The organism is Streptomyces katrae (genome assembly GCF_000717655.1).
In the GTDB taxonomy this organism is placed as follows: domain Bacteria; phylum Actinomycetota; class Actinomycetes; order Streptomycetales; family Streptomycetaceae; genus Streptomyces; species Streptomyces katrae_B.
Genome location: NZ_JNZY01000055.1, coordinates 1 through 14,557 on the forward strand (window position 1 = coordinate 1; position 14,557 = coordinate 14,557).

Sequence of the window (14,557 nt, forward strand, 5' to 3'; positions counted from 1 at the left end):
GTCGGAGTGAGAGGTTGAGAAATCCGGCATCAGACTCCGTCTGGCCCGCTTTTCGCCCCCAGCAGCGTGCAGCCGCCCGAAAACCCGCCCCCGGAGGCGGCTGGGCGGCCTATGTCCAGCCCCAGACGGCCGTCGGACGCCGCGCAGAGAGGAGCGCGTAGCGATTTGGGGCGCCCGCGGGCCCACTCCTACCGGCCTGGTCATCTGGTCGCTGTCGCGTGCACGTTGACCCTGCGTGCTGGGTCCGGAAAGGGTGCCTATGGGCCCTTCAGGGGACCGTGGCCTCCCTGTGGCCCCATCCTGCTCCGGCTCGGTGGTCCTGGGGACTGGCTCCGGACGACAGGGGCTGCCGGGCGGCATCTCTGATCGGGGCTGTCGCCTTACCGACCCCGAGCACCCAGCTCCCCCGCCCTCCCGATCCGCTCTCCTGCTGCCGAATGCACGAACTCCGCCCTCGGCGTCCCGATCGCGCCTTCCGGCGCCGTGTGCGTGGGTCCGCCCCCCGTCTTGCGGTCGGCACCGCTGGCGCCGTGTGCGTGGATCCGCCCCCTGTCTTCCGGTCGGCCCCGTCGGCGCCGAGTGCGTGGGTCCGCCCCCCGTCCCCCGGCCGGCACCGCCGGCGCCGAGCGCACAGACCGCCGCCCCCCAGCCCCCGCCCCGCATGCCCCCTCCGCCTACCCCCGCACGAACCTCACCCCCACCCCCGGTCTGGCCTGGGCTGCTGCGTTCAGGGGTGGGCCCGGGGGGACCACGCCTACGACCGGGTAGCCGCCCGTCACCGGGTGGTCGGCCAGGAACACCACCGGCAGGCCGTCCGGGGGGACCTGGACCGCGCCCAGCACCATGCCCTCGCTCGGGAGTTCACCGCCGCGGCTGCGGATCAGCGGGGCCCCGGCCTCGGTGCGCAGTCCGATGCGGTTCGACTCCGACGAGACCCGGAACTCCGCGCGCCACAGGGCCGCGAGCGAAGCCGGCTCGAACCAGTCCGCCCGCGGCCCCAGCCGCAACGGCAGCACCAGCTCGGTCGGAGCCCCCGGCACCCGCAGCGCATCCGCCCCGCTGACCGGATCCGGCCCGGGCGGACCCACGGGCAGCTTTGTCCCGGCCGACAGGACGCCCGGCCCCAGCCCCGACAGCAGGTCCGTCGAGCGACTGCCCAGGACCGGTGGTACGGCGAACCCTCCCCGCACCGCGACGTAGCTGCGCACCCCCGACTCCGCCCGGCCGACCTCCAGCTCCGCCCCGGCCCGGAGCCGGACCGGGGCTCCCCAGGCCACCGCCCGGCCGGACACCCGTACCGCACATGGAGCGCCCGTGACCGCCACGGTCACGGGCGTCAGCGCCCGCAGGCCGACCCCGTCCAGGGTGGTCTCCAGCGCGGCCGCCTCCGGCGGGTTGCCCAGCAGCCGGTTGGCCAGGCCGTGCGCCCCCGTGTCCAGCGCGCCCGACCTGGGCACCCCCAGATGCGCGTACCCGGGCCGCCCCAGGTCCTGGACCGTGGTCAGCGCCCCCGCCCGGAGCACCTCCAGCGCAGCACCGCTCACCCCGCCACCTCCTCGAACCGCACCCGTACCCCCGGCGCGAACAGCGCCGCCGGTTCCCGCTCCGGATCCCACAGCACCGCGTCCGTCGTCCCGATCAGCTGCCAGCCGCCGGGGGAGGAGCGCGGGTACACCCCCGCGTATTCGCCCGCCAGCGCCAGCGAGCCCGCCGGGACGGCCGTACGGGGCGTGCCCCGCCGCGGCAGGTGGTAGCGCTCCGGCAGCCCCGTCAGGTACCCGAAGCCCGGGGCGAACCCGCAGAAAGCCACCCGGAACACCGTCCCCCCGACGATGCCCGCCACCTCCCGCTCCGCGACCCCCCACAGCCGGGCCGCCTCCGCCAGGTCCGGCCCGTCGTACCGCACCGGGACGGTGACCAGGGGCCCCTCGGCCTCCGCGAGCGGCGGCACCTCCCAGTGCGCGATCCGATCCGCGAGTGCACGCGGCTCGCGCACGCCGTCCAGCAGCACGGTCCGCGCGGCGGGCACGACGTCCCGTACGGCTCCCAGCTCGCCCCGGTCCCGCCGCCGCAGCAGCTCCGCGTGGAGCGCGGCCACCTCCGCCGCCGAGTCCAGCTCGATCAGCAGCGCCTCACCGCCCACCACCAGCGGCCTCACGCGAAGGCCTCCACCCGGACGCCCGCCGCGCCCAGCGCCTCGCGGACCCGCAGGGCGAGCTGCGCCGCCCCCGGGGTGTCCCCGTGCAGGCACAGCGAGCGCGCCTCCAGTGCCACCCGGGAGCCGTCGGCGGCCGTCACCGCACCCTCGGTCGCCATCCCGACCGCGCGGGCGACCACGGCGTCCGGGTCGTGCAGCACCGCCCCCGGCTCGCTGCGCGGCACCAGCGTCCCGGCCGGCGTGTACGCCCGGTCGGCGAACGCTTCCGGTACGGCCGTGAGGCCCGCCGCCTCGGCGGCGGCCAGCAGCAGCGAGCCCGGCAGGCCGAGCACCGGCAGGCCGTCGGGCCCGGCGGCCGTCCGCACGCCGGCGACGACGGCGCCCGCCTGCCCGGCGTCGTGGACCGTGCGGTTGTACAGCGCACCGTGTGGTTTCACGTACGACACCCGGGAGCCGGCCGCCCGTGCAAAGACCTCCAGCGCCCCGATCTGGTACGCCACCTCGTCGGCCAGCTCGCCCGCGGGCACGTCCATGGAGCGCCGCCCGAAGCCCGCCAGATCCCGGTACGAGACCTGCGCGCCGATCCGTACGCCCCGCTCCGCTGCCAGCTCGCAGACCCGGCGCATGATGGACGGGTCCCCGGCGTGGAAACCGCAGGCCACGTTGGCGCTGGTGACGACGGACAGCAGGGCCTCGTCGTCGGTCAGCGTCCAGCGCCCGAAGCCCTCGCCGAGGTCGGCGTTGAGATCGATCAGAGGTGTGATCATGGCAGCCATGCCGTGAGCGTAGAACAGCGCCCGCACGGCGGTGACGGGGTTCGGCCGCGCGTTCGGCGGGAGGTCTGTGACACGCCTGCAGGTGCCCGGGACTGATCCGGCCGAACCATGCCGTTTGGGATGTTGTCGGTGTCAGCGCCTAGTCTTTGTCCGTGACTCTCCCTGCCCCGGCGAAGACCCTTCCGTCCCCGGCGCCGGGCCCGGCCGCCGACGAGGGCCTGGCCCGGCGGCTGCGCGCGCTCGCCTGCACCGCCCCGCTGCACGACCTCGACGTACGCAAGGCCAATCTCGCCGGCGAGTACGGGATCTACGCGATGGCGGAGGTCGCGCTCGCCGCGATCGACTTGGTCACGCTCAACATGGACTTCGACACCGGCGCCGACCACGAGCAGATAGTGGCCCGGCTGCTGCCGCGCATCGCCGCGCAGGCACCGCACCGACCGGCCGCCGAGCACGAGCGGGTGGCCCGCTGGGTGCTGGAGAACCTGATCAACGTCGGCAGCGTGGACCGGGGCTTCCGGGCGATCTACGGCACGTTCGGCCCCGACGGGGTGTACGTCCGGCGGGACTACGACTTCAAGCTGATCGAAGAGGTCCCCGGCTACGGCGGCGCGGTCTACCTCCGGACGACGGACGAAGCCGTCAACGTGCTGGTCGGCGCCCTCGACACGGACGTCACCAGCGCGCAGATCGCCGCCGAGGTGAAGCTGGAGGTCCTGATCAGCCGGGGCCGGCTGGCGGACGCCCAGCTCGCCGCCGAGCAGGCCCGGTACCGCACGGTCCAGTACGCCGAGACGCTGCGCCGCACGCTGGACGCCACCCGGCGCAACGTCCGGGCGGTGGACTGGCTGCAGTCCGTGCCCGACATGATCGAGGAGGCCCTCGACCACGTCGCCGACCGCTACCGGCACGAGAACGCGATCCTGACGAACATCCGCCGGGCGCGCGACGAGGCGGAGGATCCGGAGAACAAGCGGCGCGCCGCCGAGCTCGTCGACATCGTCAAGGACTGCATCCGCCGCCACACCCAGCTCCAGTCGCGACTGCTGGACGCGGGCCCGCTGTTCCGTGCCGAGCAGGACCGGCAGGCCTTCGCGGCGCCGGCCCCGCGCTCCGGGATCGACCTGTACGGGCAGCTCGTCGCCCCGATCCTGCCGCTGCCGGTCGCGCAGGCCGGGCGGGTCACCGACGCCTTCTTCGCCGCGGGCGCGGGCCTGCGCACGCCCGTCTCGGTGCGCGTCGCCGACCTCGTCGAGATACTGCTGACGCCGCCGGTGGAGCGCGAGCACCTCGGCGCGGAGATGCCGGAGCCGGACCTCATCGCGACCCCGGACGACAGCCGCTTCAGCGAGGAGCAGCTGGCCGCCGCGATGGAGCTCCTGGACCTGCCGCACGACGCCCCGCGCCGCCTGTCCGGGCTGCTCGCGCAGGCTCGGCGCAGCGACCCGGACCTGCCGTACCTGGTGGCCCTGCTGGCCGTCCACGCGGCGAGCCCGGCGGTCGGCACGGCGTACCGGCAGGGCGAGGAGCGGCTGCTCTTCGCCGTGGACGACGGCACGGAGCTCGACGACCCCGAGTTCGGCGGCGCGGACCTGATCGTCGGCACGGCCCTCCTGGACGCGGCCGCGATGACCGCGGACCGCACGGAGGCGGCGTGACCGCCGTCCGCCCGGGCCGCCGCCCGCGCCCGCGGACCGGTGTCGCCGCCGGTCCGACCGCCGGGCGCCCCGGCGCCGAACATCACGACCACCCCACCGCCGAGGAGATCCACCCGTGAGCGACCACCACGCCGAGAACCCCGCGTGGAGCGAGCCCGACGCGCCGTCGGCTCCCGTCGCGCCCGCCCCCGGAGGGTCCGTCACCCCCGCCGACGCCGCGGACGCGGCCCGGCTCGTCGCCTTCGGGCTGCAGCCCAAGCTGCTCCCGGCCCGCGACGCCGAGTACGCCGAACTGCTGCGCCGCTACCGCGAGGACCCGGCCTTCGGGCGTCTTGCCGACGCCGTCGCCACCGGCCTCGGTCTCGTCGTCCTCGAGGTGTCCCCGCGCGCCGGCATGGCCGTCGCCGCCGGCGAGGACTCCGTCTTCGCCGTCCGGATGGGCGACTACGCCCGCCGCACCACCGCCGACTCCGCCGACCGCTTCCTGCACGGCCTCGCCCACCTCGCCGTCGCCGCCCTCGCCTTCCCGCGGCCCGAGGACCTCGCCGACGACGGCTACATCGGCCGCGTCACCGTCAACGGGGTCGACGCGTTCGTCCGGCAGACCTGCCGCCGCCTCGAGGAGCGCGCCGAGGAGCTCGGCGAGAACACCGACCCGGCCACCGGCGCCCCCGGCCTCGAAGCCGCCTGGCGCGTCTACGCCCGCCGCAGTGCGACCGGCGCCACCAAGGACGCGCGCCGCCTCGCCGGCTCCACCACGGGCATCGTCGGCAAGGCCGCCGCCTTCCTCACCGACTCCGGGTTCCTCCAGCGCACCGGCGACGACGCCGGCGGCACCTACCGCACCACCCCCCGCTACCAGCTCCAGGTCCGCGACATGGCGGGCAGCGCGGCCATGGCCGAGCTCCTGGAACTCGGCGTGGTCCCCGTCAGCGACGGCTCCGCCAGCCTCCTCCCGCCGCCCGAGGGCGACGACCTGGAGCTCGCCGCCGACGCCGGCCTGCCCTTCCACGCCTGAGTCCCGCCGCCGAGCACCGCCGCCCGACCTGCCCCACGTACCGAGACACACCGAGAAAACAACGAGAGTCCGCCGCCATGTACGAGCTGTCCCGGATCCGCCTCTACTCCATCGGGCCCGCCGGTGCGCGCTACGCCGACACCGTGCTCGACCTGCGCGGAGTCGGCGAGCCGGTGCCCCACCCGGCACCCGCCCAGGCGGAGTTCTTCGAGGACGAGCCCACCGGCCCGCCGCGCCGCCCGGCGCCCGCCGGCGTGCTCTTCCTGGAGAACGGCGGCGGCAAGTCCGTCCTGCTCAAGCTCATCTTCTCGGTGATGCTGCCCGGCCACCGCAACACCCTCGGCGGCGCCAGCTCCGGCGTCCTGCGCAAGTTCCTGCTCGCCGACGACTGCGGGCACGTGGCCCTGGAGTGGCAGCACACCCAGACCGGCGAGTGCGTCGTCGTCGGCAAGGTCAGCGAGTGGCGCGGCCGCCAGGTCTCCAACGACCCGCGCAAGTTCGCCGAGGCCTGGTACTCCTTCCGCCCCGGGCCGGGCCTGAGCCTGGACAACCTCCCCGTCGCCGAGGCCACCGCCGTCCGCCCGCCCGTCGAAGGCGCCTCCGGTGCCCAGGGCCGGCGCCGAACGATGAAGGGCTTCCGCGACGCCCTCACCGAGGCCGGCAAGGCGTACCCGCACCTCGAGGTGTACTTCGAGGAGATCCACGACCGCTGGAACGAGCACCTCACCGAGCTCGGCCTCGACCCCGAACTCTTCCGCTACCAGCGCGAGATGAACGCCGACGAGGGCGAGGCCGCCGGCCTCTTCGCGGTCAAGAAGGACTCCGACTTCACCGACCTGCTGCTGCGTGCGGTCACCGACACCCGCGACACCGACGGCCTCGCCGACCTGGTGCACGGCTTCGGCAACAAGCTCGGCCGCCGCGCCGAGCTGATGGCCGAACGGGACTTCACCGCCGGCTCGGTGGACCTGCTCACCAAGATCGTCGAAGCCGCCGAGACCCGTTCCCGGCTCCGCGACGTCCACGCGGGCGCCGAGCGCCGTACGCGGACCCTCGCCCGGCGGCTGTCGGCCCGCGCCGCCGAGGAGCGCGGCCGCGCCGCCGACCTCGCGCAGCGGGTCACCGGAGCCGCCCACGGGGTCACCTCCGCCGAGTCCGCGCGCTCCCGCAGCGCCGCCGTCTCCGCCGAACTCGCCTACCGGCACGCCTCGCTGGCGCTGACCGTCGCCGACAAGGCCGCCGCCGCCCAGCGCCGCGAGCTCCTCGAAGCCCGCACCCTGCACTCCGCGTGGCAGGCCGCCGAGATCGTGCTGCGCCACCGCGCCGCGTCCGACCGCTCCGCCCGGGTCGCCGCGGCGATCCTGGAGGCCGAGCGGGACGCGGCCCCGGCGCTGGCCGCCCGCGCCACGGCCGCTGCCGCGCTCGTACGGGCCCTGCACACCGCAGCCGAGGACGGGGAGCGGGTCGCCAACGAGGAGGAGGAGCGGTCCGCCGGCCTCCAGGAGGCGGGCGAGGCCGCCCACCGCGATGCCACCGCCGCCGCCACGGCAGCCCAGCGCGCCCGCAGCGAGGCCGAACACCTGCGGGCCCGGCTCGCCGAGGTCCAGCAGGAGACCGCCGAGGCCGTCCGGGCCGGCTGGCTCGACGACTCGGCGCCCGACGCGGACCCGGCGCGCGCGGCCCTCGCCGCCAGTGACGCCGAGAAGACCGCCGTGGCCGCCTGGGACGAGTCCCGCGAGGCCGCGCGTACCGCCGCCGACGCCGCCCGCGAGGCCGCCGCCGCGGAGTCCCGCGCCGAACTCACCGCCGCGCGGGCCGCGGACGCCGCCGATGCGGCCGAGGCGGCGCACGCAGCCGAGCACCGGGCGGCCGCCTCCCTGGCCGCCTCCCCCCGCCTGGCGGAACTCCTGGGCCTCCCGCCGGTCCCCGAAACCTTCCTCCCCCACCCCCGTACGGGCACGCCCGGCGCCGCGTCCGGCACGCAGCCCGGCCCGGCCGGAGCCGGGCACGGCTCCACCGGTGACGGACCGGCCCCGACCGCAACCGCCGGAGGCGAGGGGCTGACCGTCGAGGACCTCGACCGGAACGCCGACGAACTGCGCGAGATGCTCACCCGCGGAGTCGGGGCGGCCGAGCGGCAGTTGTTCGAGCTGCGCACCGCCGCCGCCGACGACGCCCGGATCCTGGGCGCGCTCGGCGACGGCGGACTGCTGCCGCCCGGCCCCGACGTCCTCGCCACCGTCGAGTACCTCGGCGAACACGGCATCCCGGCCCTGCCCGGCTGGCGCTACCTCGCCCAGTCCGTGGACCCCGCCGACCACGCCGCCGTCCTCGCCGCCCGCCCCGAGCTCGTCGACGGCGTCGTCATCACCGACCCCGACACCCACGCCCGGGCCCGCGAGGTCCTCTCCGCGGCCGCCCTGCTGCCCCGCTCCACCGTGGCCGTCGGTACGGCCGCCGCACTGCTGGCGCCCGTGCCGCCCGCCGACCACTCCGACACCGGGGTCTTCCTCGTCCCGCCGAACCCGGCCATGCACGACGAGCACGCCGCCGACGAGGAGCGCCAGGCGCTGCGCACCCGCGCCACCGCCCGCGACACCGAGATCCGCGACCTGGCCGCCCGCCTCGCCGGGGACCGCGAACTCGCCGCCCGCCTCGCCTCCTGGCGCACCGGCTGTCCCCCCGGCCGCCTCGCCGAGCTGGCGCAGCAGGCCGAGGCCGCCCGTGCGTTCGCCGAGGAGGCCGACGCCGAGCTGGCGGAGGCCCGTACCGTACGCGCCGAGGCCGACGAGGCCGCCGCCGACGCCGCCCGCGTCCGCGACGAGCGCCAGGACACCGCCCAGCGGGCCCGCCGCGCCGCCGACGCCCTCGCGGGGCTCGCCTTCCGCCTGCGCGAGCGCGCCGGCTGGCAGGCCAAGGTCCGCGAACTCGCCGACGAGGCCGCCGAGTCCGAGGCCCGCGCCGAGGTCTGCCTGGACCGGGCCCGCGCCGCCGACGAGGACCGCCGCGCAGCCCAGCGCGCCGCCGACGACGCCCGCCGTACCGCCCGCGCGCTGCGCGCCGAGCGTGCCGAGATCGCCGGCGCCCCCGAGGCCCTGCCCGAGGACGACGGCACGGCCAAGGCACCGCTGCCCGACCTCCGCGAGGCCTACCGGGCCGCCTCCCGGCTGTACGAGAAGGTCGGCGTCGGCGCCGACCTGCGCGCCGAGCAGGCCCGCGCCGAGAGCGACGAGAGTGCCGCCCTCGCCGAGCTCGACCGCCTCACCAACAAGGTCCGCACCCGCGCCGCCCAGCTCCTCGAAGGCACCGACGGCGCCGACGGGCCCTCCCGCCAGGCCGCCGCAGCCCGCGCCGAGTCCCTCGTGCAGATGCTGGAGACCCGCGCGCAGGCCGCCAGCGAGCAGCTCGGCCGGCTGCGCGGCGAGGCCGAACGGCTCGCCCCCACCGAGGGCGAGGCGCACACCGACCTGCCGGAGGAGCTGATCCCCGGCGACGTGGAGCAGGCGCAGGCCCTCCTGCGCACCGCCACCGCCCAGCTCGCCGCGCACACCGCGGCCGTGGAGACCGCCCGGGCCGCCCACGCCGACCTGCTGCGCGCCCACCGCACCGCCGAGGACGGCGCCGGAGGCTTCGACGAGACCGCGGCGATGCTGCGGGACCTGCTGCGCGACCACACCCACCAGGACGACGAGCAGGAGCCGGCGGCCCACCCGGGCACGCTGGAGGAGGCCAGGCAGTCGGCATCCGAGGCCCGCCGCTCCCTGCGCGGCTGCGCGGCCGACCTCTCGGCCGCCGAGGCGGCGGTGCGCGAGGCGAGCGACATCCTGGTCCGCCACGCCAACGCCAACCGCTACGAGCAGGTACGCACCCCTGCGCGCCAGCAGATCCGCGAACTGCCCGCCTCCGCCCTGCCCGAGCACGCCGCCGCCTGGGCGGCGGCCTTCGCGCCCCGGCTGCGCGTCCTCACCGACGAACTGGCCCAGCTGGAGCGCAACCGGGACAGCATCGTCGACCGGCTGCGCGGACTGGTGGAGTCCGCCCTGGCCACGCTGCGCTCCGCCCAGCGGCTCTCCCAGCTCCCCGAGGGGCTGGGGGAGTGGTCGGGCCAGGAGTTCCTGCGCATCCGCTTCGAGGAGCCGGACCAGGCCACCCTCACGGAGCGCCTCGGCGAAGTCATCGACGAGGCCACCCGCGCGGCCGTGAAGAAGAACAGCAGCGCCTCCTTCGGCGAGGGCCGCCGCGACGGCATGTCGCTGCTGCTGCGCGGAGTCCAGGCCGCCCTGGAACCCAAGGGCATCTCGGTCGAGATCCTCAAGCCGGACGCGGTGCTGCGCGCCGAGCGCGTGCCGGTCGGGCAGATGGGCGACGTCTTCTCCGGCGGCCAGCTGCTGACCGCCGCGATCGCCCTGTACTGCACGATGGCGGCGCTGCGCAGCAACGACCGCGGCCGTGACAAGCACCGCCACGCGGGCACGCTGTTCCTCGACAACCCGATCGGGCGCGCGAACGCCACGTACCTGCTGGAACTCCAGCGCGCCGTCTCCGACGCGCTCGGCGTCCAGCTGCTCTACACGACCGGCCTCTTCGACACCACGGCCCTCGCCGAGTTCCCGCTGGTCATCCGGCTGCGCAACGACGCGGACCTGCGGGCGGGCCTGAAGTACATCAGCGTGGAGGAGCACCTGCGCCCGGGCCTGCCCCAGCAGTCCCCGGAGGAGGAGACCATCCACGGCGAGATCACGGCGACCCGCATGTTCCGCCGCTCCACGGTCGGTTCCTGACCGCAGCCCGGGAGCACCCGGCGGGCCGGCCGTACGCCGGCCCGGCCCGCCGGGCCTCCGCGGGGCTCCCACCGCCCCGCCGAGGACCCGCAGGGGCCCCTAGGGGTCAGCCCCGGCCCGAACTCGCCTGATAGCGCCTGTCCGCGCCCGGAGGCGGCCACATGGCCGGCCGGGCGCCCGAGCCCGCGCCGCTCCGCCGTATTCGGTCCGCCCCGCCGGCCGCCTCCGCACGGGCCTCGCGGCCCGCCCGGCGCCGCTCGCGACGGCGGTCCCGAGCCGTGCTGCTCGGCACCGACACCACCCCGTACCGCTGGTTCCACATCTGCCGGGTGATCAGCACGTCCAGCACGCCCCAGGTGGCCACGACCGTCCCGGCTATCGCGCCGATCCCCATCGGCAGGGCCAGCCAGGAGCCGGTGAGCGTGAGGAAGAAGGTGACCGTCGCGTCGGTCAGCGTGACGGCCACGATCAGCACCGCCCGCACGGCCGCGTCCCGCACCGGGTCCGGCATCCTGCGCCGCCGGGCCGGCTCTTCCTCCCACAGCGACCGCCCCGGCGCGCCCACCGCCGTGCCGGTGTCCTCGTACATCCCCATCGCACGCTCCCACCCCGACGAATCCCCTCGAACAGGTAGACGTTCGACGCCGTCGAGAGATTCCCGTATCCCGGACTCCTCCCCCAGCACCTGCCCATCCCGGAACGAAGAATTCCAGCCATCCATCAGGTTGCGGGAACTCACACCCCACCAAGTGTCATCTGCCACATAACGGGCCGCTCTTGACCGGATGTGTCGGACAACTCGTGATCTACGCCTGGGCGTCCGGCCGAAAACGTCCGGACACGCCTTCGAAGCCGCCCCCCGGCAGTAGTAGGCTCACGCCGTTTAAATGACGGAACACCGACCCCCGACAACGGGGTTGAGCTGGGGGAGGCTGGGGAGGCCATGCGCTTTCGCGGGAAGTCCATCCGCCGGAAGATCGTGGCGTTGCTCCTTGTGCCGCTCATCTCCCTCACCGCCCTCTGGGGCTTCGCGACCGTGATCACCGGCCGCCAGGCCGTCCAGCTCCTCGACGTCGCCTACGTCATCGACAAGGTCGGCTACCCCGTCGAGGACGTCGTCCGCGTCATCCAGAAGGAACGCCGCCAGACCCTCGTCGTCCTCGGCGACCCCCGCGCCTCCACCGCCACCGCCGAACTCGCCAAGCGCCGCGCCGCCACCGACGAGATCGTCGACCGGATCGGCCGCAACGCCAAGGACCCCGAGGTCGCCGACGAGCTGGCCCCGGCGGCCGCCCAGCGCCTCGACTCCATCCTCGACGCCTTCCACGGCATCGGGGCACTGCGCCGCTCCGTCGACCAGAACACCCTCGACCCCAGCCAGGCGCTGGAGCTCTACAGCCGACTCGTCGACCCCTGCTACGAGTTCCTCATGAACCTCCACGCGCTCGAGAACGTGGAAATGGACAAGCAGGGCCGCGCCCTCGTCGGCATCACCCGCGCCCGCGAGACGCTCTCCCGCGAGGACGCCGTCATCGCCGCCGCCCTCGCCGCCCGCAACGTCAGCGCCGCGGACATCCGGCACGTCTCCGACCTCGCCGCCAACCGCACCCTGCTCTACGAGTTCAACCTCGCGATCCTCCCGGCCGGCGACCGCGAGCTGTTCGAGCAGTACTGGAGCAATCCCGAGACCAAGCCGCTGCGCGACGCCGAGGAGCGGTTCCTCGCCGGCGGCGCCGGCAAGAACCCGCGCATCACCGCCGCCCAGTGGGACGAGGCGGCGAACAAGGTCCTCGACGACCTCGCCGCGATGGGCACCGCCGCCGGCGACCGCTACCAGGAGCGCGTCGAACCCGTCGCCATGGACGTCCTCGTCCAGGCGGCCGTCGCCGGCATCCTCGGCTTCATCGCCCTCGTCGTCTCCGTCGTCCTCTCGGTGCGCATCGGCCGCGACCTCGTCCGCGACCTGTCCCGGCTCCGCAAGGAGGCCCACGAGGTCTCGGGCGTCCGGCTGCCCGCCGTGATGCGCCGCCTCGCCGCCGGCGAACACGTGGACATCGAGACCGAGGCCCCGCGCCTGGAGTACGAGAAGGACGAGGTCGGCCAGGTCGGCCAAGCCCTCAACACCCTCCAGCGCGCCGCCGTCGAAGCCGCCGTCAAGCAGGCCGAGCTCCGCCGGGGCGTCTCGGAGGTGTTCGTCAACCTCGCCCGCCGCAACCAGGTCCTGCTGCACCGCCAGCTGACCCTGCTCGACACCATGGAGCGGCGCACCGAGGACGCCGAGGAACTCGCCGACCTCTTCCGCCTCGACCACATGACCACCCGCATGCGCCGCCACGCCGAGGGCCTCGTGATCCTCTCCGGCGCCGCCCCCTCCCGCCAGTGGCGCAAGCCCGTCCAGCTCATGGACGTCGTCCGGGCCGCAGTCGCCGAGGTCGAGGACTACGAGCGCATCGAGGTACGCCGGCTGCCGCGGCTCGGCATAGCCGGCCCCGCCGTCGCCGACGTCACCCACCTCATCGCCGAACTCCTCGAGAACGCCACCGTGTTCTCCCCGCCGCACACCGCCGTCCAGGTGCTCGGCGAGCGCGTCGCCAACGGATTCACCCTCGAGATCCACGACCGCGGCCTCGGCATGAACCCCGAGGCGCTGCTCGACGCGAACCTCCGGCTCGCCGAGACCCCCGAGTTCGAGCTGTCCGACACCGACCGCCTCGGTCTGTTCGTCGTCAGCCGCCTCGCGCAGCGCCACGGCGTCAAGGTCGTCCTCCAGCCCAGCCCGTACGGCGGCACCACCGCCGTGGTGTTCCTCCCGGCGGCCCTGCTCACCGAGGCCCCCGAGACGAACGGCACCGGCCTGCGCCTCGGCGACGGCAAGGGAGGCCGGGCGAACGGCCACGGCCCCGGCCGGCCCGCCCCGGCGGCCGTGGAGCGCACCCCGGCCGGCCGCCCGCTGGCCGCCCCCGAACTGCGCGGCCCCGTCGAACTGGAGGCCCCGCTCGGCGTGCTCGGGCTGGACGGCCTCGACGACCCGGCCGCCCTGGACGAGGTCACCACCGGGCTCACCGGGCTCACCGGCGCCGGCGGGCGCCCCGCCATGGCCACGCTCGACGACGAGACCCCGCCGAACGGCACCCCGCGCAGCGCCCTCCTGGGCCTCCGCCCGGCGGACCGGCCGCACAGCGACCGCAAGGGCGGCCGCGGCCGCGACCGGGAGCAGCCGGCCCCCACCGGCCCGGTCCGCCTCGACAGCCACCGACCCGAGGCGATCCGCAGCGTCCGCCCCGAAGCGCCCCGGTCCGCGGGTGCCGTTCCCCTCCCGCGCCGCAGGCCCGCCCCGACGCTGGTCGCCGAGCACGGCCGTCGCGTCGAGCCCCGCCCGGTGTCCGCGGTCCCGCAGCCCGCCCCGGCCCCGGAGGCCGGCGCCCGCCCCGGCGCCGCCCAGCCCGGCAGCGCCCCCGCCCAGGGCCCCGGCGGGCTGCCCAAGCGCGTCCGCCAGGCCAGCCTCGCGCCCCAGCTGAAGAACTCCCCGGCCCCCGCACCCGCCGAAGCCGCCGCGGACCCGGTGGTCCACCGCGACGCGGATGACGTACGTACGCGCATGACCGCACTCCAGCGGGGCTGGACGGCGGGCCGCAAGCAGCAGGCACAGCAGCAGTCCGGGACCGGGGCAGGCACTTCCGCCGCCACCGGTCCCGGATCCGAGAACGAGGGGGACGGTCGATGACCGCACCGCAGACCGGCAACGACACCCGGGGCCGCGGCTCCGGTCCGCTCAACTGGCTCCTCGACGAGCTCGTCGACCGGGTCGGCAGCATCCGCAAGGCGGTGGTCCTCTCCGGCGACGGCCTGCCCACCGGCAGCTCCAAGGACCTGACCCGCGAGGACAGCGAGCACCTGGCCGCCGTGGCCTCCGGCTTCCACAGCCTGGCCAAGGGCGTCGGCCGCCACTTCGAGTCCGGCAGCGTCCGCCAGACCGTCGTCGAGCTGGACGAGGCCTTCCTCTTCGTCATGGCCGCCGGCGACGGCAGCTGCCTCGCCGTGCTTTCCGACGCCGACTCCGACGTCGGGCAGGTCGCGTACGAGATGACCTTGATGGTCAAGCGGGTAGGCGACCACCTGGCGACCGCTCCCCGCTCCGGGCTGCCAGCCGGAGGGTGAGGCGGACG

At 75.7% G+C, this 14,557-nt stretch carries 10 protein-coding genes; 6 read left to right on the forward strand and 4 right to left on the reverse strand.

Going from position 1 to position 14,557, the window contains the following annotated elements:
- Window positions 1-674: 674 nt before the first annotated feature.
- Genes IF09_RS0136445 through IF09_RS0136455 form a run of 3 tightly spaced genes read right to left on the reverse strand, consistent with a single transcriptional unit; the run spans window position 675 to window position 2,913 of the window.
- The gene (locus IF09_RS0136445; protein ID WP_030303372.1) at window positions 675-1,544 is read right to left on the reverse strand and encodes a biotin-dependent carboxyltransferase family protein; all 870 of its coding nucleotides are present in this window, start codon (window positions 1,542-1,544) and stop codon (window positions 675-677) included.
- Window positions 1,541-2,158 carry a 5-oxoprolinase subunit B family protein gene (locus IF09_RS0136450; protein ID WP_030303374.1) on the reverse strand — a complete coding sequence of 206 codons (618 nt, stop codon included), beginning with the start codon at window positions 2,156-2,158 and terminating at the stop codon, window positions 1,541-1,543. Before IF09_RS0136450 ends, IF09_RS0136445 begins: the two co-directional genes overlap by 4 nt.
- A complete protein-coding gene (locus IF09_RS0136455) occupies window positions 2,155-2,913 on the reverse strand; it encodes a LamB/YcsF family protein (RefSeq protein ID WP_030303376.1) in 759 nt (252 codons plus the stop codon). The genes IF09_RS0136450 and IF09_RS0136455 overlap by 4 nt, the downstream gene beginning before the upstream one ends.
- A 173-nt stretch (window positions 2,914-3,086) precedes the next feature.
- Between IF09_RS0136455 and IF09_RS0136460 the strand changes: the two genes are divergently transcribed.
- The 4 genes from IF09_RS0136460 (at window position 3,087) to IF09_RS0136475 (ending at window position 10,391) form a co-directional block, all read left to right on the forward strand.
- The gene (locus tag IF09_RS0136460) at window positions 3,087-4,592 is read left to right on the forward strand and encodes a hypothetical protein (RefSeq protein WP_030303378.1); all 1,506 of its coding nucleotides are present in this window, start codon (window positions 3,087-3,089) and stop codon (window positions 4,590-4,592) included.
- Entirely contained in the window at window positions 4,589-4,711 is a 123-nt protein-coding gene (locus tag IF09_RS48155) for a hypothetical protein (protein WP_267882202.1), read from the forward strand. The genes IF09_RS0136460 and IF09_RS48155 overlap by 4 nt, the downstream gene beginning before the upstream one ends.
- Window positions 4,708-5,610 carry a hypothetical protein gene (locus tag IF09_RS0136470; RefSeq protein WP_030303380.1) on the forward strand — a complete coding sequence of 301 codons (903 nt, stop codon included), beginning with the start codon at window positions 4,708-4,710 and terminating at the stop codon, window positions 5,608-5,610. Before IF09_RS48155 ends, IF09_RS0136470 begins: the two co-directional genes overlap by 4 nt.
- Window positions 5,611-5,687: 77 nt before the next feature.
- A complete protein-coding gene (locus tag IF09_RS0136475; protein ID WP_030303381.1) occupies window positions 5,688-10,391 on the forward strand; it encodes a hypothetical protein in 4,704 nt (1,567 codons plus the stop codon).
- A gap of 106 nt (window positions 10,392-10,497) precedes the next feature.
- On the opposite strand, the gene IF09_RS0136480 is transcribed toward IF09_RS0136475, so the two are convergent.
- Window positions 10,498-10,986: a hypothetical protein gene (locus IF09_RS0136480; RefSeq protein ID WP_051833529.1), complete on the reverse strand. Its 489-nt coding sequence runs from the start codon at window positions 10,984-10,986 to the stop codon at window positions 10,498-10,500.
- 348 nt (window positions 10,987-11,334) lie between these two features.
- On the opposite strand from IF09_RS0136480, the gene IF09_RS0136485 reads away from it, so the two are divergent.
- Both IF09_RS0136485 and IF09_RS0136490 read left to right on the forward strand, forming a co-directional pair.
- Window positions 11,335-14,115, forward strand: coding sequence for a nitrate- and nitrite sensing domain-containing protein (locus tag IF09_RS0136485; RefSeq protein ID WP_030303385.1), 2,781 nt, complete (start codon window positions 11,335-11,337; stop codon window positions 14,113-14,115).
- Window positions 14,112-14,549: a roadblock/LC7 domain-containing protein gene (locus tag IF09_RS0136490; protein ID WP_030162639.1), complete on the forward strand. Its 438-nt coding sequence runs from the start codon at window positions 14,112-14,114 to the stop codon at window positions 14,547-14,549. The genes IF09_RS0136485 and IF09_RS0136490 overlap by 4 nt, the downstream gene beginning before the upstream one ends.
- Window positions 14,550-14,557: the final 8 nt, after the last annotated feature.

Bases quoted from the DNA above. Each gene is read 5' to 3' on its own strand.
- IF09_RS0136475 (WP_030303381.1), top strand. From the start codon at position 5,688: ATGTACGAGCTGTCCCGGATCCGCCTCTACTCCATCGGGCCCGCCGGT.
- IF09_RS0136480 (WP_051833529.1), bottom strand. From the start codon at position 10,986: ATGGGGATGTACGAGGACACCGGCACGGCGGTGGGCGCGCCGGGGCGG.
- IF09_RS0136485 (WP_030303385.1), top strand. From the start codon at position 11,335: ATGCGCTTTCGCGGGAAGTCCATCCGCCGGAAGATCGTGGCGTTGCTC.
- IF09_RS0136490 (WP_030162639.1), top strand. From the start codon at position 14,112: ATGACCGCACCGCAGACCGGCAACGACACCCGGGGCCGCGGCTCCGGT.